The sequence below is a fragment of the Ohtaekwangia koreensis genome (assembly GCF_900167975.1).
GTDB classification, from domain to species: domain Bacteria; phylum Bacteroidota; class Bacteroidia; order Cytophagales; family Cyclobacteriaceae; genus Ohtaekwangia; species Ohtaekwangia koreensis.
Genome location: NZ_FUZU01000004.1, coordinates 405,128 through 430,699 on the forward strand (window position 1 = coordinate 405,128; position 25,572 = coordinate 430,699).

Here is a 25,572-nt window from a genome sequence, read left to right on the forward strand (position 1 = left end):
TATGGCACGCAGATACTTCGAAGAAATACAACTTTTAAGACAGAACCGATGGATCTGGTATATACTTATAGTTCTTTCAGCCTTATTGATCATACCGTTTCTCTATGGTATGTACACGCAGTTAATTACCGGAGAGCCGTGGGGAGATGAACCTATGTCTGATAACGGGCTTATTATTTTTTTATGTGCGTTGCTTCTTAGTTGGGCCATGATAACCTGGTTATTATATTCCATCAGACTGGAAGTATATATAGACCAGGACGGAGTGCACTATAAATTCTTTCCGAACAAAGCTTCATGGAATGTGATCACGAAGCGTGACATTATTTCATATGAGATTCGCAGAACAAGAAATATCCTGGAGACAGGAGGTTTCGGATATCATCGTAATTTTTTCCGGAAGAGTCAGAGCATGGTGATCCGAGGATCAAAGCATATTCGCTTCATGCTATCGGGCAAACATAAATTACTAATCGGCACACAAAATCCAGAAGAATTCGACCGGGCGCTGAGGCGCCTGTTGTCAAATCATTTAACAGAATAGCATGGCGCAGAAGAAACCTTTTGTTTTAAGGCTGGACCCTGAAATTTTAAAAGCCGTTGAAAAATGGGCTGGTGACGAATTTCGCAGTACGAATGGGCAACTTGAATGGATAATCAGCAAAGCCCTGAAGGATGCAAACCGATTGAAATCAAAAAGTTAAACTTCTTGTGATAAAATCCTTTTATATTTCGATTTCGGAAATTTCTTACGAAGACGCTCACACGCATTCCACACTATTTTTCAACACACCTATAATTATTAATCGCTAACGATCCCTATGAAAACTTTTGGTATTATTCACATTATCCTGTTTTTCGTTTTAATGCTCGTGTATCAATGCGTGTCTGCGCAAGATTATGTTGTGAACGTAAAAGGCGACACGCTGACTGGTTCTATCAAGCCACTCACATTCGGACCTGATAAAAAAGTACAGGTGACAAGTGCGGATAAAAAGAAAACCGTAGTGCCTATTTTTCAGGTGAAGGCATATTCTTTGAAAGGAGAAGTCTATCAGCCTGTAAAAGGTCCTTCAGGGTATACATTTATGAAGCTTCTGAAAGCTGGTTACGTTTCCCTATATGCTTTTCAACTTGAAAATCAGACTTCCTATGATGGACGCTTTTTATTGAAACGAGATGGCACCGGAACGGAAGTACCGAACCTGAGCTTCAAGAAAATAACGTCACGCTTTTTCAACGATTGCCCTGCTATAGAATCAAAAATTGAAGATGGCACATATGGCAAAAAAGATTTGGATACCATCATCGATGAGTATAATGCGTGCATCAACGGAAGAACTGCCGAGCATACACAAGTGATTGCAACGCGCACCGAGCAAGTGAAAAAGATCAACTCCTGGGATATACTGGAAAACAAAGTAAAAGGTCTTACTGAATTTGAAGGGAAAACGAACGCACTTGAAATGATCGGTGAAATCAAAAACAAAATTTCCAAATCAGAAAAAGTGCCCAACTTTTTAATCAATGGACTGAAAGGTACACTGACGCAACCGGAACTCCAGGCAGATTTAGAAACTGCTTTAAAAGAACTGAACTAAGACATCGCTATATATTCTCACGGAGTCCTGACGACAAGATTTTTTTCACCAGGACTCCGTACTATATTTTTTCAACTTGTATTTTTACGGCTCGTTAGCATCAGCATTTTTTATACTTTGTTTCGCTGAGATATACCATGAATTTTAAGAAGACCGGACATATCCTGAAGAAGGCATTCGTTATACTCTTTTTTGCTCATCTCCTTTATATAGTAATTCTAAAATGGGTTGATCCTCCCATTACCATTACACAATTCGTGAGTTGGGTCAGTGGCAACGGACTGAAACGTGATTATGTTCGTTGGAAAGATATATCTTCAAATGCTCCACTTGCCATTATGTCTTCGGAAGATCAGTTATTCCCGGTGCACAACGGCTTCGACTGGAAGAGTATAGAAAAGGCAATCGAGTATAATGATCGCAAGAAAGCTTCCATTGTGCGGGGCGGTTCTACCATTAGTCAACAAGTGGCAAAGAATGTTTTTCTGTGGCAAGGACGAAGCTGGACTCGCAAAGGACTGGAAGCCTACTTCACGTTCATGATCGAAAAAATCTGGGGCAAGAAAAGAATCCTGGAAGTATATATGAATGTGGCCGAAATGGGCATTGGAACATTTGGTATCGAAGCAGCCTCCAGGCGATATTTTAAAAAATCGTGCAAGTACCTCACGCAGCGGGAAGCCTCGCTGATTGCAGCGAACCTTCCCAATCCCAAGAAATATAAAGTGAATCCACCGTCATCCTATATGGAGAGACGATCGGCCTGGATCATTACCCAAATGGTTTACCTGCGCAATGATGACGACATTGACATGTTGCTAAAGGGAAAATCTTTGAAAAAAGAGAAAGGTTACTCGCATTGAAAATTGAGTTGTGTCATTCGAATTTGGCCTCGTAAACGTGTGCATGATCCGTATGCAGAATAGAAACTTTGCAACGGCTATGGCCTGATGAAATTTTTAACGGCCGTTGAGCGGGAAATCAAAATTAACCTACACTCCACAAATCCACCGAAGTCCGCGTCACTCTTTTTCGTTATCTTTGCAGCTTGATTTTTTTTCAACAACATGATTTCAGCAAATAACATCTCTCTCCAGTTCGGCAAGCGCGTACTTTTTGACGAAGTGAACATTAAGTTCACTCCCGGTAACTGCTACGGTGTGATCGGTGCCAATGGTGCCGGTAAATCTACATTCCTGAAAATCCTGGCCGGAGACATTGACCCTACCCGTGGAAATATAAGCATTGAGCCAGGCAAACGTATGACTGTGCTACGCCAAAATCACCACGAGTATGATGAGACTTCAGTGTTGGATACGGTGATGATGGGACATGCGAAACTATGGAGCATCATGCAAGAGAAGGATGCTATATATGCAAAGCCTGATTTTTCAGAAGCTGATGGTGTTCGTGCCTCCGAACTTGAAGCCGATTTTGCCGAGATGGATGGATGGAATGCTCAGTCTGATGCTGCAGCTTTATTAAGCGGTTTGGGAATCGCAGAAGAAGAACACTATAAATTGCTGAAAGAGTTAAGTGGTAATCAGAAAGTGAGAGTCCTGCTCGCGCAAGCACTCTTCGGCAACCCGGATATACTCATCCTCGATGAACCTACCAACGATCTTGACATCAACACGATCACATGGCTGGAAGATTTTCTTCTAGAGTTTAAAAATATAGTGATCGTGGTATCTCACGACCGACATTTTCTTGATACGGTGTGTACACATGTAGTGGATATAGATTTCAGTGCGATCAAGCTATATACGGGTAACTATTCATTCTGGTATCAATCCAGTCAGCTGGCATTACAACAACGCTCTTCTGCGAACAAGAAAGCTGAAGACAAGAAGAAAGAATTGCAAGAATTCATTGCGCGCTTCAGCGCCAATGCTTCTAAGTCAAGACAGGCTACGAGCCGGAGAAAATTACTCGACAAAATCAACGTAGACGATATTCAACCTTCTACGAGAAGATATCCTGCCATTATATACCAACAAAAAAGAACGGCTGGTGATCAAATACTCCAAATCGAAAACCTCACGTATTCTTTGAACGGTGTTACGTTGTTTAAGAACCTCGACCTATATGTTAATAAGGGCGACAAGATCGCTGTACTCAGTAAGGAAAGTCTCGCGATCACTTCACTCTTCCAGATATTGACAGGGGAATTAAAACCTGATTCAGGAGAATTTAAATTCGGACAGACAATCACTACTGCGTACCTGCCTAACAATAACGAAAAGTTTTTCCAATCGAACGATAACCTCGTTGACTGGCTTCGCCAGTTTGCTGAAGATGAAAACAAGGATGAAGTATATATCCGTGGCTTCCTTGGTAAAATGTTATTCTCGGGTGAAGAAGTGTTCAAGAAATGTAATGTACTTTCCGGAGGAGAAAAGATGCGTTGCATGATCTCGCGCATGATGTTAACCGGTGCGAACGTACTGATACTGGATGAGCCCACCAATCACCTGGATCTTGAATCGATCACAGCTTTTAACAACGCGCTTAAAGATTTCCCTGGGACAGTAATATTTACTTCACACGATCACGAGTTCACGCAAACTGTAGCGAACCGTATTCTTGAAATAACTCCGAACGGCTATATCGATAAACTTATGTCTTACGATGAGTATATCGAAAGCGACAAAGTAGCAGAACAGAAGGAAGCGCTCTATGCATAAGCAAGCGCTTCCTTCCTTTTCTTAATTTATAGTATAAGGTCTTTACGGAATTATTGGATACGTCAGCCTTTTATAAGTATCTCGATAAAAAAGGTTGTCCCCTTCCCTACTTGAGTCTCAAACCAGATGCGTCCTTTCATTTGCTCAATGGCTTGCTTAGCAATGGCAAGACCCAGGCCCGAGCCTGATTTCTTGGTTGTAAAGTGTGGATAGAAAATACGCTCAGCGACATCGGGCTCAATGCCTTTTCCGTTATCCTGAAAAGAAATTAAAGCTGCATTGTCTTTCTTTTGTACTGCTATATGTACCACGGCTGCTTCACCGGGACGTGCGGCCTGAAAGGCGTTGAGAATAATATTTGAAAACGTACGCCCCAAGAGCTGCTCATCTCCCAATACATATAGTTCCTTGATTGGATTTTTCAGAATGATCTCTCCCGAATGACTATGCAAATCAACAATACGTTTAAGAAGACTTACCAATTCAACGGGTTGAATAACAGGTTCCGGCATTTTAGCAAAGGCACTGAACGAGGAAGCTATATCATTTAATGTATCGACTTGTGTGAGCAAAGAAGATACAGCCTTAGCAGTTTTTTCTGTAGCATTCGTTCCAGATTGTATATTTCGTTCAAGTTGTTGCAATGTCAGCTTCATAGGTGTCAAGGGATTTTTAATTTCATGCGCCACCTGCTGAGCAACCTCACGCCATGTACGCTCGCGTTGTGTTTGCTCCAGCTCTGCTTTACTTTCACCAAGATTATAGAGCATTTGGTTATACTCTTTTACCATCAACCCAATTTCATCATCGGCTTTCCACACCAAAGGTTGATTCGTTTTGGTAAGCGATGTTCTTCGCAGCGATTGTGTTATGAACTCCAGTGGAAACGTAAGCCACTTGGAAACAAAATATGCCAGTACGACAAGCGCTATAAATATCAACGCAAAAATATTGAGGATGTTTGTAAATATATTAATCTGCACGCGCTCCAACGATGCGCCTGAACGGAAGAAGGGAATCCCTAATATACCTATAGCATTTCCACTCACCGGAGATTTTAATACCGTATAGGCGACAAAGTATTGCAACTTCCCTACTTGTTCAGTGTCGATGAAACGATGCTGTCCCTTCTTTATACGTTGCAAGGCGCTGGAACTAATATAGTCTGACAACAATTCGTTTTCTTCAATCATTGGCTGACTGGTGGCTATCAGTAAACCTTTCGGACTATAGATGTTAATGTCCAGGTTATCAAGTTTTGCCAGGCTATTCACCTGTCCTTCAAAGAAGCTGTTTACGTAATCAGCACCGGCTTCCGACACATCACTTAACCTTCCCGAGATCTGCTCCCCTATAGTTCTTGCCTTGCGCAGGTATTCTTCATTCAATTGATTTTGAGATGACCTGCTGATAAGCTGTAACGTAATCACGCTCACAATGATTAGCGGCAGAAAAAAAGAAAGATTCAGGAGCAATTGTATACGTGCCGTAAAGTATAATTTATCGCCACGTATATAATTCACAGCACCCTGCACGACAATCAATACAAGGATGATCATTAAGCCGGTCACCATTAAGAAAGAAAAACCAGACAGTTTAGACGTCAGTGATGAGCGTTGTGAAGAGACTACTGCAATGCGTCCGTTTTCATCTTCCACAGCAATGTGGTCATATCCACTGAATGCTATACCGGACGTATGGATTTCAGGATTGCCAAACAAGGATATACTAAACAGCTGATCGTAGTTAAAATCTCCTGAGCTATATAACACCTTGTCACTTGAGAAAACAGCATAGCTTATATCCTGTTCGCGGAAGAATTGTTTGAATCGGTTATCAACCAGTAACTCAGGGTATACATTTTCAGGAATAATTTTCTTCAGCGAAAGCTGGAGGACAACATGGCCTGATATAGTACCTTGCTTGCGAATCGGCACACGAACCAAGTATTGCTGTGCAACTTCCTCTTCCGGACTATTGATGAAATATACATTATCATACTGTGTGCGATATGCTTCCTGGTCGTACCGCGCAATTAATCCTGAAAATGTAGTTGAGGTTAGATCATCCAGCGGTTGCCCGGCCGCGTTGAATAAAAATATATCGACATCATACTTATTAAAATAGGCGGGCAGAAATACCTGTCTTATTTTCTGGCGGATGGCGTCATAGCTTAGAAATATACTCGTGATTCGTTTCTGAATAAAAATATCCTGCGACACATTGGAGGCAGTCTCGGATAGCAAGTACTCTCCAAAGTCATCGCGATCAATCAAAAAGTTACTGGCAAACCTAAACTGATTTTCAATTTTCTTTTTATGAGCAAAATATTGAAGCGTATAGGCACCATTCGCTGCCATAAAAAACAGAGCAACGAACAAATAAGCAAAGGTCGCGAAGCTTAACCGTTTCAAGCTCCTGTATAATTTTAAAGCATATACCACTATGCAATAAAGCACCACCATCACGAGTGAAGATATATACTCTTGCCCGGTGAATTCATTTATCACTACAAACAATACTGTAGCCAACAGAAATGACACGATGATCTTCACATAACTTCCACCTGCTACCAGAAGACGAATGAAGGCATGCGAAAAAAGAAACGAGCATATACCTGCCATCACCACGGCTATCAAGGCAACTATACGAAGTATATCTACTTTCAGGGATTGTGCTATATCGAGTACGATCACAGAGTTGTTGGCGAGCGTCTGGATTACTACAAATGGAAAAAGCGCAGCAAAAAGTATACAGGCAGCAAATAAAAAAGAGATTGGCCACGACCATACTTTATGATGTACGAGTCGGAGTAACCCTTTGCCATGTATATAGTGTCTGAATATATAGAAGCAAAGTAAAAGCACTGCAGCCTCATTGAGTACAAGATCTGCAAGCGATGCATTTAAGGTTGACGAGGCAAAGATTTGCGGGTTAAAAAGATCGGATGAAACAAATGCAGCGGGGAAATTAAATCCCACCATCACTGTTCGTAAGCCCAGCAAGAAAAAGTAAAGAATGATAAATCCCACTTCCGGATACTTTATCCGTCTTGCTTCACGGTATACCAGCACGATTGCCAAAACAACAGCGATCGAAAGAAGTATCACTGCGGCCGCTGCACGCTCAGGAAAGAGTAAATGTTCGTTGAGAATATTTACTTTAAAAGGGCATGCATCTTTCACGCAAACCGGTATACCTACCGTTGCATTTCCTTCCAGGATAAATATATTTCGGGTTGGAAAGATTCGCTTGTTCCATTCTATGCTGAGGTAGTCATTGGTAATCGGGTACCGCTTATATAGTGGAATGACGCCTACCAGAAACTTCTGCCCCGCTATAGCCCACTTGCGTGCGAGATAATCGCTGTTACCAGACTTTAAGAGCTTGAGTATAAAGGGATCAGATACTGATGCAAACGTGGGGACAAACTTGTTGTTTGTCCAGTATACTAAAGAACCTTTATCATATAGGAAGAAAGAATATTCAGATTGTGTTGTTGCATACATAGCGGAGTCTGTGACTCCGGCTTGAATTATAGTGGAAGCTTCTTTTTCAATCGCTTCAACTTCCCTGGCAACCCCTTCGGATAACTTTTCCGCATACAGCCGTGGTGAAGGTTGCTGATAGGAATAGTATGCCGCCAGAAGTCCGGCTACCAGGAAAAGTATACATGCTACGATGAGTTTTAACTTCGATTTCAAAGTGCAATCTGCCTAAGGGTGATGATCGTTAAAGTTAACGATCATTCCGCGTTAATCGCTATAGCACCACAAAAATCTGTCCAGTCTACTTTTCATCCAGAGGCTTAATCCCCCCGAAAAAGTATAGATATAAAATGCGTGAGTATCTGTAATTCACAGGAATGAGAAGCACCATTAACGCAATGAATGTACCTATATGGAACCACTCGGAACTGTGGGAGAAGAAAAGATAGAAGATGATGCTCATAGCTACTAACGCGGCTACCGTAAATCCGTAGCTCACATACATAGCGCCTTGATAAAATCCAGGTTCAGGTTCCAGCCTCACGTCACAGTGTGGGCAGCGTTCGTTCATCACAGTAAACTTGGAAAGATTACTGGCGGGGTATTTAAATATAGGTCCTTTGCGACAGCGCGGACACTTACCTTGAAGCAGCGCTTTCAGATAACTCGGTGCGGGCATTCTTACTTGATTTATACCAGAAATAACCGAGGAGCATAACGGCCAGGTACGGCAATACCAATAGATATAGGATGCCCGTATTGATGCCGGCTGCGATGCCAGGATTTCCATTTGAATAATTATTCTCCAATGTGGAGCGGCACATAGCACATTGTGCCAGTACATCATTTACGCTTATGAAAAGGACGAGCAAAGCTGTTGTTACAATTCTTGTCATCATACTGCGTTACTGTTTAAAAATCTATTCCAAATTTATTGAAGACCTATCGATCGGTGTTATTGATAATAGGGACTGATCATCAGGTAGACGATCACGCCTGTCACCGCCACGTACAACCACAACGGGAATGTAAATTTAGCCAATGCTTTGTGCCGTTCAAAGTTGCCAAACCATGCGCGTGAAAATGTAAATAACACTAACGGAATGATGGCAATGGACAGCAAAATGTGTGTGATGAGGATAAAATAATAAACGTAGCGAATCATTCCTTCTCCTCTGTACACGGTTGTATCGCTGGTCATGTGATAAAGCACATACATTACCAGGAAGGCTACTGATAGCCCTATACATATTTTCATGATCGTTTCGTGAAGCTTTAGCTTCCCGTTCTTTACTGCTATTACGGCTGTAATCAACAGTACTGCAGTGATGCCATTGATGGCAGCGTAAATCGGTGGAAGGAACGAGAGGTCGTATCCCGGAACTTTAACTCCAAACAAGATCGCTACTACTACAGGAATAAGTATAGACACCGCGATGATGAGTTTCTTATACGGTTCTTTTTGAACATCCAGAGATTGTTCCATATATATGACAATTAATATTTTTTAAGAATGATGGCGATTTCTGTGAGTAGCCTGTCCATTTCTTCACGATCGTTTGAGACATACTGTCCTCGTATGATTCCCTTTCTATCAACCAGTATCACATCAAAAGGTTCCTTCAGAAAGAATATACATTTCTTCCAGGAGGAAAAATGAGGATCTGCATCTGTGATTATCTTTTGCTGGATCTTATCTTCAGGAAATTCTTCATCAATACGCATTAGTTGCGTTGCACCCTCTTTGTCAGGCTTCCCGAAAATCACCAATACAAGGCTATCATTTCCAAACGATAATGCGCTTGTAACACTATCCGGAACATAATACGGAATAGATACGGGTGCGCATCCTTCCTGTACATCAGGAGCGATCGTACCATATAGCGGCTCTACTGCAAATTCATTTTTACCAAAGAACTTGAGAAAAAGAAAAATACAAATCGGTAGTAAAAACGCGAGGAAGAGAAAAATTATTTTGTTGCCTTTCATATTACTCGTTGATCCCACCAAGGAAGGATCAACTTTTCATTTATTCAATTCTAAATGAAAGAGGCTTAAGTTCACACCTAAGCCTCTATATACTATATATTTTTTACAAATTATCTGACTGCAGAAATCGCCATACCTTCATATATAAATGCTACGAGCATCCATACGATAAAGATCATCGGGATCAGAATAGACCAGATCAATACTTTCACTTCGTAGCGTAAGTGCATGAATTCACCTACTATATAACCAGCTTTCACAATAGTCATGGTAATGAATATCCAAACGCGAAGGTCTTTGTATTCATGCGGAACCGTAAATGCTACAATAAATTCCAGGATCGTAATGACCAGCAATATGAGTGCAGTCATCCAAAGTTTTTTAATTTTTGCGCGATCCGGAGGCAATACATTTATATGTAGAGTTTCTTCAGTGTGTGCCATCTTTATTCTATTAACAGTTAGCGTTTCTTAAATTATACTAGATAGAAGAAGGTAAATACGAATACCCAAACCAGGTCTACAAAGTGCCAGTATAAACCGACTTTCTCTACCATTTCATAATGACCTCTTCTGTCGTACACACCCATTACTGTGTTATAGTATATGAGGAAGTTCAAACAAACTCCACTGAATACGTGAAAACCGTGGAAACCTGTTATGAAGAAGAAGAATGCGGCAAAATCAGGAGGACCGTATTGGTTATGCACCAGGTTTGCTCCAAAGAATGTAGTTCCTTCAACAACAGCTTTACCTGCTTCACTTCCATGGATAAAGTGTGACCACTCCCACGCCTGGCAGCTTAAGAAAGCTATACCACCGAGTATAGTCCAAAGCATCCACTTCTCAACAGCAACGCGATCCATACGATGACCGGCTTCAACTGCCAACACCATCGTTACAGAACTCATGATGAGAATGAATGTCATGATACCCACAAACACCAATGGAGCTTCAACTCCGTGTAAGAACGGAACAGCTTCAAATACTCTTTCAGGTATAGGCCAGTAGCCAGCGGAAAATTTAAATGCACTTACTGCACCTGTATATACCGGATGTGCTGAACGCACCAAACCGTATGTGATAAGAAGTGCAGAAAAAGTAAAAGCATCTGACAGCAAAAAGAACCACATCATTAGTTTACCATAACTGGCACCCATTGGTGATGCTCCGCCATCCCAGGCGCTCCGTCCCGGAGCTGTTGCTACTGAGGTACTTGCCATTTTAATTTATCGTTATTAGTTCAGTTTCTTAATTCAATCAGCATCAAGTATACTTCATTTTATACTCTGTGCCGTAAAATGTCTAACGTCTATTTATTCAATAGCAGAAAGACGAACAAATATAGCCAAAGAACATCCAAAAAATGCCAATACGTGGCACACATTTCTATTTGATTCATGTTTTTGGAATGCACTTTCAAACGGAACGCAGCCACCAGCACGATGATGAGAAAAATCACTCCACTCACCAAGTGAACTGCGTGCGCACCACTTAATACATATACAAATGAATGCGATACAGGGCCGCCTGTAAAATGCTCTTTCAATGCCACCATTTGATCGAACGCCATAAACTGGCCGATGACAAATGCTATACCGAGTATAGTAGTGATGCTTAACGCTATCTTCAACGCTTCAAGGTTGTCTTTGCGTGCAGCGCGCACAGCCCATACCATTGTAGCACTGCTCGCCAGAATAATCCCCGTGTTTATCCAGAATAAATCTGGCACAATAATCTCCGACCAACCCATGTCACCACGCTTCACGATGTAGGCACTGGTCCAGGCACCAAAAAGCATTATCACGGTTGCTATAAAAAGCCACAGTCCGAATTTCTTCGGATTCATTGCCAGTGGACTCTTTGCTTCTTCTACTATTTTAATTTCTGGTACCATACTGTTCTCCTTCCCTTCTTATCAAACTTTATCTAATAAGTATGCAATCTGTACAATCGGCAAATACAAAAAAGAACCGAACATGATTTTCAAAGCAGCTTTCCTGTCACCAGACTTCATCAACGAGAATGTCTGTGCGAAGAAAAGTACTCCACAGATGGTTGCTACTATAGCCGAGTTAACACCTGTAATTCCAAATGTAGCTGGTAACATTCCCAATGGTATCAGGCACATGGTATAGATCATGATTTGCACTGCTGTATTCAAATCCTTTTCTCCGCTTGACGGAAGTAATTTGAAACCTGCTTTTTTATAATCTTCATCGGCAACCCAGGCAATAGCCCAGAAATGAGGAAACTGCCAGATGAATTGTATTCCAAAAATAATAAGCGCTTCGTGAGATATAGTTCCTGTTGCTGCAGTCCATCCTAAAAGCGGAGGAAGTGCTCCTGGAATTGCGCCTACAAATACAGCTATAGGCCCTACTCTTTTCAGGGGTGTATATACAAAACTATATAACACCATAGACAGAATAGAAAGTGCTGTTGTTAGAGGATTGGTATAGATCAATAATAATCCTACACCGGATACAAAACAAATTGCAGAAACTGTGATAGCTTCATTAATAGTAACACGATCAGTAGGCAGCGGCCTGTTCATCGTGCGCGTCATTAATTTATCCAGGTCTTTTTCTATAATCTGATTAACAATTACGGATGATGCGGAAAGTAAGAAACCTCCGATAAATACCATCGCAAGGACAAACCAGTCAACACGAGATGTTCCCAATACAAAACCAAAAGCACATGAAAAAGCTACCAGAAATGACAATCTGAATTTCAGCAATTCCCAATATGCTTTAGCCTTTGCTCCGGCAAACGCTGCACCTGTTAGTTGATGTATTTGTCCTGCTATCATTTAATTTGTTACTACTGATTCTTCTTTCCGGTTTAACTTCAGCAAGAGCAAAAACTGAGCGCCAAAAGTTGTTGTGGCAAACAGCAAATGCAAGGGCTGAAGGTATGGTGGCACACCAAAATAAGCCATGCCCGTCCCTGTTAAAATAGTGCCCAAAATTAGCATGATTAAGACAAGGAGGAAAGCTTTTGAGCCTTCAGTTTTACGCAAATTGAGTATTAATCCAACATGCAGTACCAGCACGATCCAGGAGAACGAACGATGAAGTATAAACTCAACTCCAAGATTCGCAGTCCAGATTTCACGGGACGCCCACGTTGCTACGCGATCTATAGCTTCACGCACTTGTGTACCGAGCAATGTTTGCACTAACAGCACCGCTATACAGACTAGCAACCACCAAAATCCAAGGGGTGAATTAATCATGGTTGAATAGCTACTTCGATGCCACAGATAAATCAGCATGGCAACTATCAAAAGCGCCAGGAACATATGTACCGTCACTGTCCAGGGTGTGAGATTAGTGGAGACTACAAATGAACCGATCCACCCTTGAAACCCTACCAATATAAAAGTGAGTAATGAGATTACGGTGAGTCTTCGCTCGGTATTCCAGAACCTGACAGAAGACACAAACACGAGAAAAATTAAAAACCCAATGATGACTCCTACAATACGATTGATATACTCTATCCAGGTTTTGGTAGGATTAAAATCATTCTCCTGAAGAACAGAAGGATCCTGTAGCAACTTTTGTGCTGTATCCTCCATGCCGAGAGCATTCAGGTATTTAGCAAAGCGGATATTTTTCTTTTGGCGATATGCCGCGTAAATCTCTTTGTAATTACTAGGGAGTTCAGATACTGATTGTGGCGGTGTCCAACTTCCAAAACATTTGGGCCAATCGGGACATCCCATACCTGAGCCAGTGCTGCGTACAATTCCCCCTACCAAAATCAAAAGGTAAACAGCAATAAGCGTTGAGATCGTAAGTCTGCGAAAAGACCGCATGTCTATAAAGTTTAAGGTTCCAGATTTCAGATTCAGTGTTGATTCCCAACCTTGAACCTGAAACCTGAAACCTTGAACTGAGTTTTAATTAGTGTTTATTACCTTCAACAATGATCGCTCCTTCTCCATTAGAAGTCTCGAGCTTAATCAGCTCGTTCTCATGTGGAAGGTTAGATTCAGGTGTTTCAGAATAAGGAATGTGCTGAGGAATAAAATCTTCTTTTGCACCAGGCTTGCTATAGTCATATGGCCAGCGGTACACAGAAGGAATCTCTCCTACCCAGTTACCATGACCAGGATTGCGTGGTGTTGTCCACTCAAGCGTAGTTGAGTTCCAAGGGTTCAGCGGAGCTAAACGACCGCGCCAGATGCTATAAAAGAAGTTGAACAAGAAGATAAACTGTGCTATCAATGTTCCAATCGCAGCGATTGACACCAGCATGTTCAAATCGGTGAAGCCACTGAAAGTTTCAAAGTTTGTCCATGAATAATATCTTCTTGGGAAACCTGCTATACCTATATAATGCATTGGGAAGAACACCAGGTATACACCTACAAATGTGAGCCAGAAGTGTACTTGTCCAAGTGTTTCGTTCATCATACGTCCGAACATTTTTGGGAACCAGTGGTATATACCTGCCAGCATACCGAAGAACGATGCGCTACCCATTACAAGGTGGAAGTGAGCTACTACGAAGTATGTATCGTGCAATTGAATATCAATAGCAGAGTTACCAAGGAATATACCTGTGATACCGCCTGTCAGGAAGAATGATACCAATCCGATCGAGAACAACATGGCAGGAGTAAATACAATGTTACCCTTCCAAAGTGTTGTTACATAGTTAAATATCTTCACAGCAGAAGGTACTGCAATGATCAATGTGAGAAGCATGAAGATAGAACCTAAGAAAGGGTTCATACCGGTTACGAACATATGGTGTGCCCACACGATGAATGACAGGATCGCGATGAACAACATCGAACCAATCATTGCCTTGTAACCGAAGATCGGTTTACGTGAGTTTGTAGCTATAATTTCAGATGATAGACCTAAAGCAGGTAACAATACGATATATACTTCAGGGTGTCCGAGGAACCAGAACAAATGCTGGAACAAAACAGGGCTACCACCATCGTGTGCCAATGCTTCGCCACCAATGTATATATCTGACAAGTAAAAGCTTGTACCAAAACTTCTATCGAAGATCAACAATAAGGCTGCAGCGAATAATACAGGGAATGAAAGTATACCGATAATCGCTGTAAAGAAGAACGCCCAGATCGTAAGTGGCATTCTTGTAAACGACATACCACGTGTACGCATGTTGATTACAGTGGTGATATAGTTGATGCTCCCCAGCAGTGAACTAACAATAAAGAACGCCATAGCAACCAACCATAGAGTCATCCCCATTCCAGATCCTTTAATGGCTTGTGGCAACGCACTCAATGGAGGATATATAGTCCAACCACCTGCTGCGGGGCCAGTCTCAAGGAACAAGGAAATGAACATGAGCACACTGGATAAGAAAAAGAACCAGTATGAAAGCATATTCATGAAACCAGATGCCATATCACGGGCACCTATTTGGAGTGGTATCAGGAAGTTTGAGAATGTACCACTTAAACCTGCAGTAAGTACGAAGAACACCATGATAGTTCCGTGCATCGTAACCAACGCGAGGTAAAATTCAGGATCAAGTTTTCCTTCTGCTGTGATCCATTCACCCAACACTGGTTTTAACCAATCGAGGTTCATGTCAGGAAAACCAAGCTGAAGACGGAAGATCACAGAAAGTGTTCCTCCCAACAAAGCCCAGAATATACCTGTAATCAGGAATTGTTTTGCAATGATCTTGTGATCCTGGCTGAAAATATAGGTTGTCCAAAAGTTACCTTCGTGATGCTCATCATGCTCGTGGCCATGATCATCATGCTGGTGTACATTTTGATGGATGTGAATATCGGTCGTTGCCATGTCTTGATAATTCTTTGATTCGAAACTCTTATTCTTTCACTGCTGCTACGCCAGCGCCAGGATCTTTTTGCAAACCTGCCTTAATCATCGCAGCTTCTTTCAACTGTGCCGGTACGTTTTTCAAGTAATCCGGATTCTGTTTCAACCAAGCTTCCTGTGAAGCTTTCCAGCGATCGTATGACTCTCTGTCCTCTACCACAACCGGCATTCTCATAGAGAAGTGACCTTTACCACAGATCTCTGTGCAAGCCAATTCATAATTGAAATTTGGATTACCGGTTTCCGTTCTCATCTCTTCGGTAGTCTTTGTAGCCTTGAACTTGAATTGCGTTGGCATACCTGGTACAGCATCCATCTTTACACGGAAGTGCGGTAAAAACACACTATGCAAAACATCCTTAGCTCTGATCTTTAAAAGGATCTCTTCATCCACAGGAAAGTGAAGTTCGAGAGATTTGAAATCATCAAATGAGTTCTTATCTGAAAGATCAAGACCGAATTCATTTACTGCATCGATCAATTTATAGTTAACCTTTCCAAGTTCTTTATCTTTAGCAGGATAACGTGCTGTCCATGCAAATTGCTGTGCTATAACCTCAATCACTTCTGCTTCTTTTGATGCTGGTGCCGTGATGTCATTCCAGGTACGAAGACCTGTGAAAATCAATACCGCCAATACAATCGCAGGAACGATAGTCCAAGTCAATTCCAGGTAGTGGTTATCCGGAAAGAATTTAGCTTTTCTTCCTTCTTTATAACGATACTGATAGATGAACACGAACATAACAATACTGATGATCACAAAAGCGACAACAGTAACAGCCATTGTAATCCAGAAGAGTGAATCTGTACGCTTGCCATGCTCAGACGCAATTGGCAAAGTATAAACATCAAAATATGTATAGGAATACCAGAAAAAAGCGGCTAATCCCAACACCGTGAAAACGATGAAGAGTACACCGTGAACACTATTGTTCTCCCCCACATAACTTTCCTTTTTTCCTTTCGCAATACCTACCAGGGTGCTGAGCCTGAAGATCAGGAACAGGATCACAAGGACCAGAACAACACCTAGAAAAATAATCAAACTCATCATAGCGCTTTCTATATATTAAATGTGGTGATGAAGACTCTCTTGTAACATTGGATCATTCTTTCCGAACAGCGGTATCTTAGACAAGCTGTTCAGTACTACCAGAAGGAATACGGCTGCAAAAATCAAAGCAACACCGATCTCCAGTAATCCTACTCCACCTTCGTGTTTCAGAACGCCAGGGGTTACCATGTTAAAGAAATCAAACCAGTGACCAACGATAATGATTGGACAAACTAATTTGAGTGTAGACAATTGACGTTTTGAACCTCTTGTCATCAATAACAAGAAAGGAAGTACAAAGTTTAAGATAAGATTGAGATAGAATATCCAGCTATATGGACTCGTTCTCATCCGCTCAATGAAGTATACAGTTTCTTCAGGAATGTTTGCATAGTAGATCAACAAGAACTGACCAAACCATATATATGTCCAGAAGATAGAGAATGCAAAGCAGAATTTACCTAAGTCATGAAGGTGATTTGAATTTACAATTTTCAAATAACCGGCTGATTTCAAATGTGCAGCGATTAAAGTTATAGTTGCCAAACCAGTTACCCACCAGCTTGCAAATACATACCAGCCAAACATCGTTGAGAACCAATGCGTATCTATGCTCATTACCCAATCCCAGGCAGCTATTGAAGAACTTACGCCAAAGAAAATCAGGAATACGGTTGCCATTACGCGATTCTTATACCAGTATGCATTGGTAGCTTCGAGATCTTCTGCCACCATGTTCTTTCTGATCTGCAGGAAGAAGTAATACCACAATCCAAAGAAAAGCACCATACGTCCGATGTAGAACAAAGGAAACGTACCACCCGCTAAAGGCCAGAAAAAGAATGGAGCTTTTTTATTTATGATCGGATCGAAATCAGCACCCTTACTATCATACAAAGAACTGTGTGTCCAATGAAATATATCGTGATTCGTAACGAACCAAGTGATAAGCATTAATATACCTGCTAAAGGAATCCAGGTTCCCATCGCCAATGCAATACGTTTTACACCAACAGACCAACCAGCTTGAGCTGCATACTGAATGGCGACAAAGAATAATCCGATGATACCGAAGCCTGTGAAGAAAACATTGTTCATCCACAGTGTAGTAAACAGTCTTCTGATCCACAACGGTTTTTCATGATGCTCTCCTCCTGCCTCAACATGTCCGTGACCTTCCGAAGCAGCGCCATGCTGATCTGCAGATGCTACTAATTTTTGAGCTTCTGCTACTGATGCATGACCTCCGCCATGTGCTGCTTCATGATGACCACTGTCATTCATAGCAAACACAAGGCCCAGGATGAAAAACACTACTCCTAACGCAAGGAGCATGAATAGTTTCTTCCTGGTCTCTGATCTAAATACATATTGTTCTTCAACAACTTCTACGTGATGAGCCATTTCAGTTCCGTTATTCGTTAATCGTTATTCGTTAAAGTTTCTGTGTTGTCGAGTCGTTTGCTTGATCAAGACTACTTGACAACAGAGGCTATTATTTTTGCAGTGTTTTTACATACTTTGCGATCTTCCAGCGATCTTCAGGGCTGATCTGTGAGCCATGTGCCCACATCAAACCTTTACCATGTGTGATCACGTGGAAAATATGACCTTCTGAAATGTCCTTTAAAGCACCGGATTTATAATCCGGAACACCGTTATAATTACCTTTTTGTACACCATCGATTTTTACACCGGCAGCAACTTTACCATCACCAGCACCTTTCGGACCGTGGCAATGATCGCAGTACATTTCATATAGGGCCTTGCCGGAAGCAATAATCTCAGCAGTAGAATCCAATGGGTTCTTCATGTGTGAAGCTGCAAATGCAAGACTGTCCTTACCCAAACGATATGGGAGCCATCCGTTTTTATTACGGCTTACAGTATTCGCTGCAGGCTCGCGCATATTCATACGGCTTGGATTGAATTTATTGGAGTTGAAGTATTCAGCGTGTCCATCAGGGTATTCAATAGAAGTCACCCAACGTCCTGCATCTTCATCTACGATTTGAGTATAGGGTTCATAGGCAACGGAGTGATACATGTTAGGTGCATATTCTGTACCCTGATCTTCACCACCAGCACCGCATGATGTTAACAGCACAGCGGCTGAAAGTCCTACGAACAAGCTTGTTACAAAACGCATGGTCAATTTTCTATGATTATTCAAAATTCTTTTCGTTTACTTCAGAAGCTCCTGCATCCTTTAAGATGCGTGAAATCTCTTCTTTACTTTTACCACCATTCAATGCCAGATCGATGGCCATTACGTGCTTGTCATCTGTACTTCTCACATCAAACTGGCGAGGCCATCTGTAAGGCTTCAGGTCACTGATGATCATGAATGTTGCAACCATTCCTAACGCTGAAAGCAGAACTGTCAACTCGAATGTTACCGGAATGAAAGGAGGCAACGAAGCATAGTTCTTACCACCGATAATCATTGGCCAGTCATATCCCAGCATCCATATCTGCATAGTTAATGCAAGACTGGTTCCTGTAAGTCCGAATAAAAAAGCGGCTTTCGGAAGACGTGATTTTTTCAATCCCAATGCATCATCTATACCGTGAACAGGGAATGGAGAAAATACATCATGAATTTTCAGACCATTTGTGCGCACTTTACCGATGCCATCGAGTAGCACCTCCTCATTGTCAAATACGCCTACTACAAAGTTTTTATCTGCGTTCATTTCTTCAAGTCTTTATTAAGCGTGAACCTCTTCGTCTACATGCGCACCGTGAGACACTTTTTCAGAATCCGATCTCACAATGCTCTTCACTTCGGCCATGTTGATCACCGGGAAAAACTTCGCGAACAAAAGGAATGCGGTGAAGAATAAACCGAAAGTGAATACGTATTCACCAATGTCATACATAGTCGGGTGGAACATTGTCCAACTTGATGGTATATAATCGCGGTGCAGTGACGTTACAATGATCACGAAACGCTCAAACCACATACCGATGTTCACGATGATAGACAGTACAAAGGTTGCAACGATGCTCGTTCTGATTTTCTTGATCCAGAATAACTGAGGAGAGATTACGTTACACGTCATCATTGACCAGTATGCCCAAGCATAAGGACCTTGAACACGGTTATAGAATGCATAGCCTTCATATTCAACGCCTGAATACCAGGATATGAACAACTCAGTAATATATGCAACTCCTACAATTGAACCTGTTACGATGATGATGATGTTCATCAATTCTATGTGATAGATTGTGATGTAGTCATCCAGTTTAAATACTGCGCGAGTAATCAGCAACAACGTCAATACCATCGCGAAGCCAGAGAAGATCGCACCAGCCACAAAGTATGGAGGGAAGATCGTTGTATGCCAACCCGGAATAACGGATGTAGCAAAGTCCATTGATACGATTGTGTGAACCGACAATACGAGTGGCGTTGAAAGACCTGCAAGGATCAAAGCAACTGCTTCATAACGCATCCAGGTTTTAGCACCACCTTGCCAGCCGAAGCTCAAAGCATTATATACTTCAGCTCTGATCTTATTACCTTGTACAACAGCACGGTCGCGGATTGTTGCAAAGTCAGGGATAAGACCTATATACCAGAATACTAATGATACCGTAAAGTATGTTGAGATCGCGAACACATCCCACAACAGTGGCGAGTTAAAGTTGGCCCAAAGGGAGCCAAACGCGTTGGGAAGTGGAAGCGCCCAATAAAATCCCAACCAAAGACGTCCCATGTGAATGAGCGGGAAAGTCGCAGCACATATTACAGCGAAGATCGTCATCGCTTCTGCTGCACGGTTAATGGACATTCTCCATTTCTGACGGAACAGCAACAAGATCGCGGAGATCAGTGTACCCGCGTGACCGATACCAACCCACCAAACGAAGTTGGTGATATCCCACGCCCAACCTACTGTTTTATTTAACCCCCATACTCCTATACCGTTCCAAAGTACTGTGCACACACAGTAGAACCCGTAGACAAAAAGTACCAGCGAAATAGCCAGCGCTAACCACCATGATTTTGGCGGCTTATTCTCCACGTGCCGGCTGATATCGTGCGAAACATCTTTTACCGTTTTACCTCCGGTTACCAAGGGATCGCGAACTGATGACGTAACTTGCATTTATTTAAAAAAGTTATCCGTTATTCGTTATAGTTATCGTGCGTGTGAGTGTGTTGTCTTGCACATATATTGCTCACTATACATGAGCGATAAATGGCCTACGCTTTTGCTGTATCCTTGTTTCTTACTTTCGTAAGGTACCAGATATTTGGTTTCACTCCGATTTCCTCCAATACCTGGTAGGCACGTGGGTTATCAGTAACCTTATCAATACTGTGTGGTTTCTTTTCGTCAAGCGGTCTGATTTTCAAAAGCTTGGAGATTTTGCTTTCAGGATTATTGATATCCCCGAACACAATCGCTCCCGTTGAGCAGGCTGCAGAACAAGCGGTTACAACTTCACCATCTTTCAAAGGTCTTCTCTCCTTCTTCGCAGTAAGTTTACCAGCTTGTATACGTTGTACGCAGAATGAACATTTCTCCATTACACCCCGTGAACGTACAGTTACATCCGGGTTCAATACCATCTTACCTAAGTCGGTATTCATCGCTGGGTTAGCAGCTTCGAATTGACTGTTATCGTGATATTTAAACCAGTTGAAACGTCTTACTTTATATGGACAGTTGTTAGCGCAATAACGTGTACCGATACAACGGTTATACGTCATTTGGTTAAGACCTTCTGTGCTATGGGTTGTCGCAGCAACCGGACAAACTGTTTCGCAAGGTGCGTTATTGCAATGCTGGCAAAGCATTGGCTGAAATACTACATCAGGGTTTTCAGATGCAACCTCCACTCCTCTCCAATCATCCGCAGGTGCATCACTGCTATAGTAGCGGTCGATGCGCAACCAATGCATTTCTCTGCGATTGATTACTTCCTCTCTTCCAACAAGAGCAACGTTGTTCTCTACGTTACAAGCCACCACACATGCTGCACAACCTGTACATGTGTTCAGGTCAATAGCCATTCCCCAGTGGTGGTTGTTATACTCATGGCCTTTCCATAATGAAAGTTCGCCAGGAGCAACTTTATGTTCAGGATCCGTCCAGGTAGCAACCTTTGGATGAAACTCGCGATCCCAGTTCTTATCTTTGAATTCTGACAATGATGTTTCCTGCACTACAGTCGCACGTCCCATATAGGTATTGTGCGTTTGCGTTTGTGCAATCTGGTAAGTTTCAGAGGTCGGAATGAACGTTACGTTCGCGGTATAGTTCAGTGAACCATTTACGAGATTAACGAACGGGTATATATTTTGTCCGATGCCATCCGCTACTTTACCTGCTTTTGTCCTTCCGTAACCTACCGGGATACCAATAGTACCAGGAGTTTGACCAGGTTGAACGAGCATCGGAAGTTTTACACTCTTACCATTGAAAGTAATCGTAGCATACTTCGTAACACTCTCAGTAAAATCGATGTCTTTAGCATCTTTCGGTGCAACGGTTACATAGTGATCCCATGTAGCTTTCGTGATAGGATCAGGAAGCTCTTGTAACAAAGGGTTGTTGGCTTGTGAGCCGTTTCCGATGTTACCACTTTCGTAGATCACCAATTCCCAAGTGCCCGCTTTATAGTTACTTGCAATAGCATCTGCTGCAGCGCCTACGTTACCTGCAAAAGTTACTGCAGTTGCAGCGGCTGTTGCTGGCAATTCATATACACCATCATATAAGCACTTATCCCAGAAACTTTGGAAGTCGAAAGTCTGATCTTTATAGAACCAGCTCTTCCAGTTATTTTTTACAAATTCAAAGTAATCGGCTTTAGGTTCGTTAGCCCATACCAATAAACTTTCTTGCGCTGCACGCGACTTGAAAATTGGTGTGATGGATGGTTGACCTAAGCTGAAATGGTTTTTCTTTGGTTCTGCATCATTCCATGCTTCAAGGAAATGATGATCAGGTGCCACATACTTTGCAAGCGTTCCAGTCTCATCTTCCTTATAGCTTGTTGCTATGGAAAGTTCAACGCCTTTCAATCCTGCTGCAATTTTATCTCCGGTAGGGAAATCATAAACCGGATTACAGTTATAAAAAATAACTGCATCTATTTTACCGCCTTCCAGTTCACCAACAAAATTTGTCATGGCAACATCATCGCCTTGACGATAGTTAACCGGTGTATTCAGATCTATTGTTGTACCATAATTTCCTAAAAGATCGTTGATGGCGTTTATAACAACCTGTACTGATTTATCGTTAGAACCAGCTACGACTAAAGCGTTGCCGCGGTTAGCCCAAAGGTCCTCTGCTGCTTTCGCTATATAAGGTTTCTCAACGCCTCCGCTGATAACTGGCTTACCTGCTTTACCCGCTAATAAATTATAGAGTACTACAGCCACTGCACCTTCTTCAGAAGGTTTAATTTGAATTCTATGATCTGCGTTAGCACCTGTTATAGAAAGTACTGATTCGAATTGATAGTGACGTGACATGTCACGCTTATCTTCACTTACCTCACGAGTCAGCGCGTATTGCTTTGTAAATTCGATTGGAGAAATCCAGCTACCGATAAAGTCTGCAGCAATACTCACAATCACTTTCGCCTTACTGAAATCATATGAAGGAATAACGGCCGTACCGAAAGACTCTTCATTTGCTTTCGCTATACCAAAAGCAGAAGTCTGATCGTATTGAACAACTTGTGTTGTCGCATAAGTCGCTTTGAATTTCTCAATAGCAGCTTTTGTGCTTGGACTTAATATAGTATTGCTAACGATTCTGATTTGTCCGCCTTTTCCAGATATCTCATTCAGTTTTGAGATTACTTGTCTATCAAGATCTTCCCAGCTGATTTTATCTTTTCCGATTTTTGGACCGCGAAGACGAGCGTTGTCATAAAGTGAAAGAACAGAAGCTTCAACCTGAGCACTTGTTCCACCTTTTGTAACTGCTGAAAGTGCGTTACCTTCTATTTTGATGGGACGACCTTCACGGGTCTTCACTACGATACTGCAATAATCACCTCCATTTATATATGAAGAGGCGTAATAGTTTGGCAAGCTTGGATCAATATCTACCGGCTTGTTAACATAAGGAATTGCTTTTCGGATAGGTGCTTCACAGGCAGCCAATGCAACTGCTGATACACCAAAACCCATCATCTTCAAAAAATCCCTGCGCGAATGTCCCAGGTCTTCTTCCGGACCAGGCTGAGCAAATTCATGATGAGCATTCTTCACAAACTCTGGATTGTTTGCCAGCTGCTCGATGCCTTTCCAGTATACCTTTTTAGATTCTTCCATTTTAAAGTGAATCGTTATCCGTTATTCAGTTAATCGTTATTCTTCTTAAATCTTAGTAGTGACACTTAGAACATTCAAGTCCACCGATGTCTTCTACTTTCATTGGTGTTTTCTTGGACTGATTGTGAATCTCTACCAGGTTATCGTAATAAGCATTGCCTTTTGTATTAACATCGGTCTTACGATGGCAATCTATACACCATCCCATGGTTAACAGGGAGTGTTGACGAACAACATCCATAGTTTCAATTGGACCGTGGCAAGTCTGACATTCAACGCCTGCTACATTTACGTGTTGAGCGTGGTTGAAATATGCCAAGTCAGGAAGGTTGTGAATACGTACCCATTCAATTGGCTTATTCGTTTCGTATGCCTTAACAATTTTACCGATCTCGGCATCTCCTGTGATTGTACCTGTTTTGATCTGGTTGTGGCAGTTCATACAGATATTAACAGAAGGGATTGTAGCACTCTTATTCTTCATCACACCAACGTGGCAATACTTACAGTCAATTTCATATTGACCAGCGTGGATCTTGTGAGAGAAAGCAATTGGTTGTTTCGGAGCATATCCTTGTTGAACACCTACAGAGTATAGACCGTTGATCACAGCTTTGAAACCAAGTGCTGCAGTAAGGAATACAACTATAAATACAAAGCCTCTGCTTTTGAAGATTGAACCAGTTGTTACTGTTGGATGAACAACTTCTTTATCTTCTTCGGTTAAAGTTTTCTGATCGATGAATCTCTTCAATGCTGATACCAGGAATCCCAATACGATCAGCAGCAGTATCAGTATGATGATCATACCAACCAGTATAACATTGAGGTATGTTGAAGGAAGACCTGTGTTTGCTGCGGGCTGTCCACCTCCGTCTGGTGTAGTTTGAGCTGCAGCGTCTGGTGCTGGCTTATCTGCTTCTGCCTTTATATAGGCAAGGATGTTCATGATGTCTTCGTCCTTGAAAGAGGAGAAGGCAGTCATTTGAGTTTTGTTATACTCGTTGTAAAGTTTTACAGCGTATGGCTCTCCGCTGGCAATGACAGCTGATGAGTTCTTTACAAAAGACTTGATCCAGTCAATGGATGGTGTGCGATCATATACACCGGCCAATGCTGGACCAACCAATTTCTGTTGTACTCTGTGACAAGCTTTACAGTTCGCATTAAATAACGCCTGACCTGCGTTTATAGCAGCAGGATCTTTAGAAATTTCCTGAGCGTAATTGTTAAAACTAATTAATGCGAAAACGAGGACGAGAGTAAAGAACTTGCAAGCGGTAGAAGTGAAATGTTTTATCATGTTAGGTTCAGTGTCCGTTTTCAAAACAAGCGGCACAAATCTACTATCGGAACTCATTTTTTCAAATTTATTTGATTCGTTGCGCAATAAATAATGACGAAAATCTTACCTCAAATGAGGTTTTTAATACAATTCCATCACTGCGCGCGAAGGTATAAACGGAAAGCCAAGTTGACGTAGAAAATATATAATAAAATGTAATTTAGAATGATTCTTAAAAACTTTGAGGTATAGATTGGACCAACTATAGTCTTGACAAGTGTGTTTAAGTCTGCTGCATTAGAAAATCATTA

At 41.8% G+C, this 25,572-nt stretch carries 23 protein-coding genes; 5 read left to right on the forward strand and 18 right to left on the reverse strand.

From position 1 onward, the window contains the following. The first annotated feature begins 1 nt into the window (after position 1). The 5 genes from B5Y40_RS24995 to B5Y40_RS25015 all read left to right on the forward strand — a co-directional run bounded on the left by B5Y40_RS24995 (position 2) and on the right by B5Y40_RS25015 (position 4,288). Positions 2-544: a hypothetical protein gene (locus tag B5Y40_RS24995; RefSeq protein WP_079689594.1), complete on the forward strand. Its 543-nt coding sequence runs from the start codon at positions 2-4 to the stop codon at positions 542-544. Between the two features lies 1 nt (position 545). Continuing rightward, positions 546-704, forward strand: a complete 159-nt coding sequence (locus B5Y40_RS25000) for a type II toxin-antitoxin system antitoxin (RefSeq protein WP_079689595.1) — start codon at positions 546-548, stop codon at positions 702-704. Positions 705-821: 117 nt separating this feature from the next. Beyond that, entirely contained in the window at positions 822-1,601 is a 780-nt protein-coding gene (locus B5Y40_RS25005; RefSeq protein WP_079689596.1) for a hypothetical protein, read from the forward strand. Between the two features lie 137 nt (positions 1,602-1,738). Further along, the gene (mtgA, locus tag B5Y40_RS25010; protein WP_079689597.1) at positions 1,739-2,464 is read left to right on the forward strand and encodes a monofunctional biosynthetic peptidoglycan transglycosylase; all 726 of its coding nucleotides are present in this window, start codon (positions 1,739-1,741) and stop codon (positions 2,462-2,464) included. 204 nt (positions 2,465-2,668) lie between these two features. Then, positions 2,669-4,288 (forward strand): ABC-F family ATP-binding cassette domain-containing protein, encoded by a 1,620-nt coding sequence (locus B5Y40_RS25015; RefSeq protein WP_079689598.1) that lies wholly within the window; start codon positions 2,669-2,671, stop codon positions 4,286-4,288. 62 nt (positions 4,289-4,350) lie between these two features. Here B5Y40_RS25015 and B5Y40_RS25020 read toward each other — a convergent pair whose 3' ends face one another. The 18 genes from B5Y40_RS25020 to B5Y40_RS25105 all read right to left on the reverse strand — a co-directional run bounded on the left by B5Y40_RS25020 (position 4,351) and on the right by B5Y40_RS25105 (position 25,279). Beyond that, complete coding sequence (locus tag B5Y40_RS25020) at positions 4,351-7,992, reverse strand: sensor histidine kinase (protein WP_079689599.1); 3,642 nt, start codon at positions 7,990-7,992, stop codon at positions 4,351-4,353. A gap of 85 nt (positions 7,993-8,077) precedes the next feature. Next, on the reverse strand, positions 8,078-8,455 hold the full coding sequence (locus B5Y40_RS25025) for a DUF983 domain-containing protein (RefSeq protein ID WP_079689600.1): 378 nt from the start codon (positions 8,453-8,455) through the stop codon (positions 8,078-8,080). Next, a complete protein-coding gene (locus B5Y40_RS25030) occupies positions 8,415-8,675 on the reverse strand; it encodes a hypothetical protein (protein ID WP_317043572.1) in 261 nt (86 codons plus the stop codon). Before B5Y40_RS25030 ends, B5Y40_RS25025 begins: the two co-directional genes overlap by 41 nt. A gap of 56 nt (positions 8,676-8,731) precedes the next feature. After that, the gene (locus B5Y40_RS25035; RefSeq protein ID WP_079689602.1) at positions 8,732-9,262 is read right to left on the reverse strand and encodes a DUF420 domain-containing protein; all 531 of its coding nucleotides are present in this window, start codon (positions 9,260-9,262) and stop codon (positions 8,732-8,734) included. 11 nt (positions 9,263-9,273) lie between these two features. After that, positions 9,274-9,765 carry a hypothetical protein gene (locus tag B5Y40_RS25040; RefSeq protein ID WP_143785938.1) on the reverse strand — a complete coding sequence of 164 codons (492 nt, stop codon included), beginning with the start codon at positions 9,763-9,765 and terminating at the stop codon, positions 9,274-9,276. Between the two features lie 110 nt (positions 9,766-9,875). After that, positions 9,876-10,208: a cytochrome C oxidase subunit IV family protein gene (locus B5Y40_RS25045; RefSeq protein WP_079689604.1), complete on the reverse strand. Its 333-nt coding sequence runs from the start codon at positions 10,206-10,208 to the stop codon at positions 9,876-9,878. A gap of 32 nt (positions 10,209-10,240) precedes the next feature. After that, a complete protein-coding gene (locus B5Y40_RS25050) occupies positions 10,241-10,987 on the reverse strand; it encodes a cytochrome c oxidase subunit 3 (protein WP_079689605.1) in 747 nt (248 codons plus the stop codon). An 89-nt stretch (positions 10,988-11,076) separates the two neighbouring features. Further along, complete coding sequence (locus tag B5Y40_RS25055; protein ID WP_079689606.1) at positions 11,077-11,661, reverse strand: cytochrome c oxidase subunit 3; 585 nt, start codon at positions 11,659-11,661, stop codon at positions 11,077-11,079. A 21-nt stretch (positions 11,662-11,682) separates the two neighbouring features. Further along, positions 11,683-12,579, reverse strand: a complete 897-nt coding sequence (gene cyoE, locus B5Y40_RS25060; RefSeq protein WP_079689607.1) for a heme o synthase — start codon at positions 12,577-12,579, stop codon at positions 11,683-11,685. After that, positions 12,580-13,590 (reverse strand): COX15/CtaA family protein, encoded by a 1,011-nt coding sequence (locus B5Y40_RS25065; RefSeq protein WP_079689608.1) that lies wholly within the window; start codon positions 13,588-13,590, stop codon positions 12,580-12,582. 88 nt (positions 13,591-13,678) lie between these two features. Beyond that, on the reverse strand, positions 13,679-15,571 hold the full coding sequence (locus tag B5Y40_RS25070; protein WP_079689609.1) for a cytochrome c oxidase subunit I: 1,893 nt from the start codon (positions 15,569-15,571) through the stop codon (positions 13,679-13,681). Between the two features lie 28 nt (positions 15,572-15,599). Beyond that, positions 15,600-16,667, reverse strand: a complete 1,068-nt coding sequence (locus B5Y40_RS25075; protein WP_079689610.1) for a cytochrome c oxidase subunit II — start codon at positions 16,665-16,667, stop codon at positions 15,600-15,602. Between the two features lie 15 nt (positions 16,668-16,682). Then, positions 16,683-18,071, reverse strand: a complete 1,389-nt coding sequence (locus tag B5Y40_RS25080; RefSeq protein ID WP_079689611.1) for a quinol:cytochrome C oxidoreductase — start codon at positions 18,069-18,071, stop codon at positions 16,683-16,685. Positions 18,072-18,162: 91 nt separating this feature from the next. Beyond that, positions 18,163-18,840, reverse strand: a complete 678-nt coding sequence (locus tag B5Y40_RS25085) for a c-type cytochrome (protein WP_317043573.1) — start codon at positions 18,838-18,840, stop codon at positions 18,163-18,165. Continuing rightward, the gene (locus B5Y40_RS25090) at positions 18,833-19,363 is read right to left on the reverse strand and encodes a DUF3341 domain-containing protein (protein ID WP_079689613.1); all 531 of its coding nucleotides are present in this window, start codon (positions 19,361-19,363) and stop codon (positions 18,833-18,835) included. Before B5Y40_RS25090 ends, B5Y40_RS25085 begins: the two co-directional genes overlap by 8 nt. 15 nt (positions 19,364-19,378) lie before the next feature. Then, complete coding sequence (nrfD, locus tag B5Y40_RS25095) at positions 19,379-20,785, reverse strand: NrfD/PsrC family molybdoenzyme membrane anchor subunit (RefSeq protein ID WP_079689614.1); 1,407 nt, start codon at positions 20,783-20,785, stop codon at positions 19,379-19,381. 98 nt (positions 20,786-20,883) lie between these two features. Further along, a complete protein-coding gene (locus tag B5Y40_RS25100; protein ID WP_079689615.1) occupies positions 20,884-23,976 on the reverse strand; it encodes a TAT-variant-translocated molybdopterin oxidoreductase in 3,093 nt (1,030 codons plus the stop codon). Positions 23,977-24,028: 52 nt separating this feature from the next. Then, a complete protein-coding gene (locus tag B5Y40_RS25105; RefSeq protein ID WP_079690007.1) occupies positions 24,029-25,279 on the reverse strand; it encodes a c-type cytochrome in 1,251 nt (416 codons plus the stop codon). Between the last annotated feature and the right edge of the window lie 293 nt (positions 25,280-25,572).

Excerpts from the sequence above, each read along its gene's own strand:
- B5Y40_RS25090 (WP_079689613.1), bottom strand. The coding sequence starts at position 19,363 with ATGAACGCAGATAAAAACTTTGTAGTAGGCGTATTTGACAATGAGGAG.
- B5Y40_RS25105 (WP_079690007.1), bottom strand. The coding sequence starts at position 25,279 with ATGATAAAACATTTCACTTCTACCGCTTGCAAGTTCTTTACTCTCGTC.
- nrfD (WP_079689614.1), bottom strand. The coding sequence starts at position 20,785 with ATGCAAGTTACGTCATCAGTTCGCGATCCCTTGGTAACCGGAGGTAAA.
- B5Y40_RS25065 (WP_079689608.1), bottom strand. The coding sequence starts at position 13,590 with ATGCGGTCTTTTCGCAGACTTACGATCTCAACGCTTATTGCTGTTTAC.
- mtgA (WP_079689597.1), top strand. The coding sequence starts at position 1,739 with ATGAATTTTAAGAAGACCGGACATATCCTGAAGAAGGCATTCGTTATA.
- B5Y40_RS24995 (WP_079689594.1), top strand. The coding sequence starts at position 2 with ATGGCACGCAGATACTTCGAAGAAATACAACTTTTAAGACAGAACCGA.
- B5Y40_RS25100 (WP_079689615.1), bottom strand. The coding sequence starts at position 23,976 with ATGGAAGAATCTAAAAAGGTATACTGGAAAGGCATCGAGCAGCTGGCA.
- B5Y40_RS25030 (WP_317043572.1), bottom strand. The coding sequence starts at position 8,675 with ATGATGACAAGAATTGTAACAACAGCTTTGCTCGTCCTTTTCATAAGC.
- B5Y40_RS25000 (WP_079689595.1), top strand. The coding sequence starts at position 546 with ATGGCGCAGAAGAAACCTTTTGTTTTAAGGCTGGACCCTGAAATTTTA.
- B5Y40_RS25050 (WP_079689605.1), bottom strand. The coding sequence starts at position 10,987 with ATGGCAAGTACCTCAGTAGCAACAGCTCCGGGACGGAGCGCCTGGGAT.
- B5Y40_RS25080 (WP_079689611.1), bottom strand. The coding sequence starts at position 18,071 with ATGGCTCATCACGTAGAAGTTGTTGAAGAACAATATGTATTTAGATCA.
- cyoE (WP_079689607.1), bottom strand. The coding sequence starts at position 12,579 with ATGATAGCAGGACAAATACATCAACTAACAGGTGCAGCGTTTGCCGGA.
- B5Y40_RS25070 (WP_079689609.1), bottom strand. The coding sequence starts at position 15,571 with ATGGCAACGACCGATATTCACATCCATCAAAATGTACACCAGCATGAT.
- B5Y40_RS25045 (WP_079689604.1), bottom strand. The coding sequence starts at position 10,208 with ATGGCACACACTGAAGAAACTCTACATATAAATGTATTGCCTCCGGAT.
- B5Y40_RS25015 (WP_079689598.1), top strand. The coding sequence starts at position 2,669 with ATGATTTCAGCAAATAACATCTCTCTCCAGTTCGGCAAGCGCGTACTT.
- B5Y40_RS25075 (WP_079689610.1), bottom strand. The coding sequence starts at position 16,667 with ATGATGAGTTTGATTATTTTTCTAGGTGTTGTTCTGGTCCTTGTGATC.
- B5Y40_RS25035 (WP_079689602.1), bottom strand. The coding sequence starts at position 9,262 with ATGGAACAATCTCTGGATGTTCAAAAAGAACCGTATAAGAAACTCATC.
- B5Y40_RS25005 (WP_079689596.1), top strand. The coding sequence starts at position 822 with ATGAAAACTTTTGGTATTATTCACATTATCCTGTTTTTCGTTTTAATG.
- B5Y40_RS25025 (WP_079689600.1), bottom strand. The coding sequence starts at position 8,455 with ATGCCCGCACCGAGTTATCTGAAAGCGCTGCTTCAAGGTAAGTGTCCG.
- B5Y40_RS25055 (WP_079689606.1), bottom strand. The coding sequence starts at position 11,661 with ATGGTACCAGAAATTAAAATAGTAGAAGAAGCAAAGAGTCCACTGGCA.
- B5Y40_RS25040 (WP_143785938.1), bottom strand. The coding sequence starts at position 9,765 with ATGAAAGGCAACAAAATAATTTTTCTCTTCCTCGCGTTTTTACTACCG.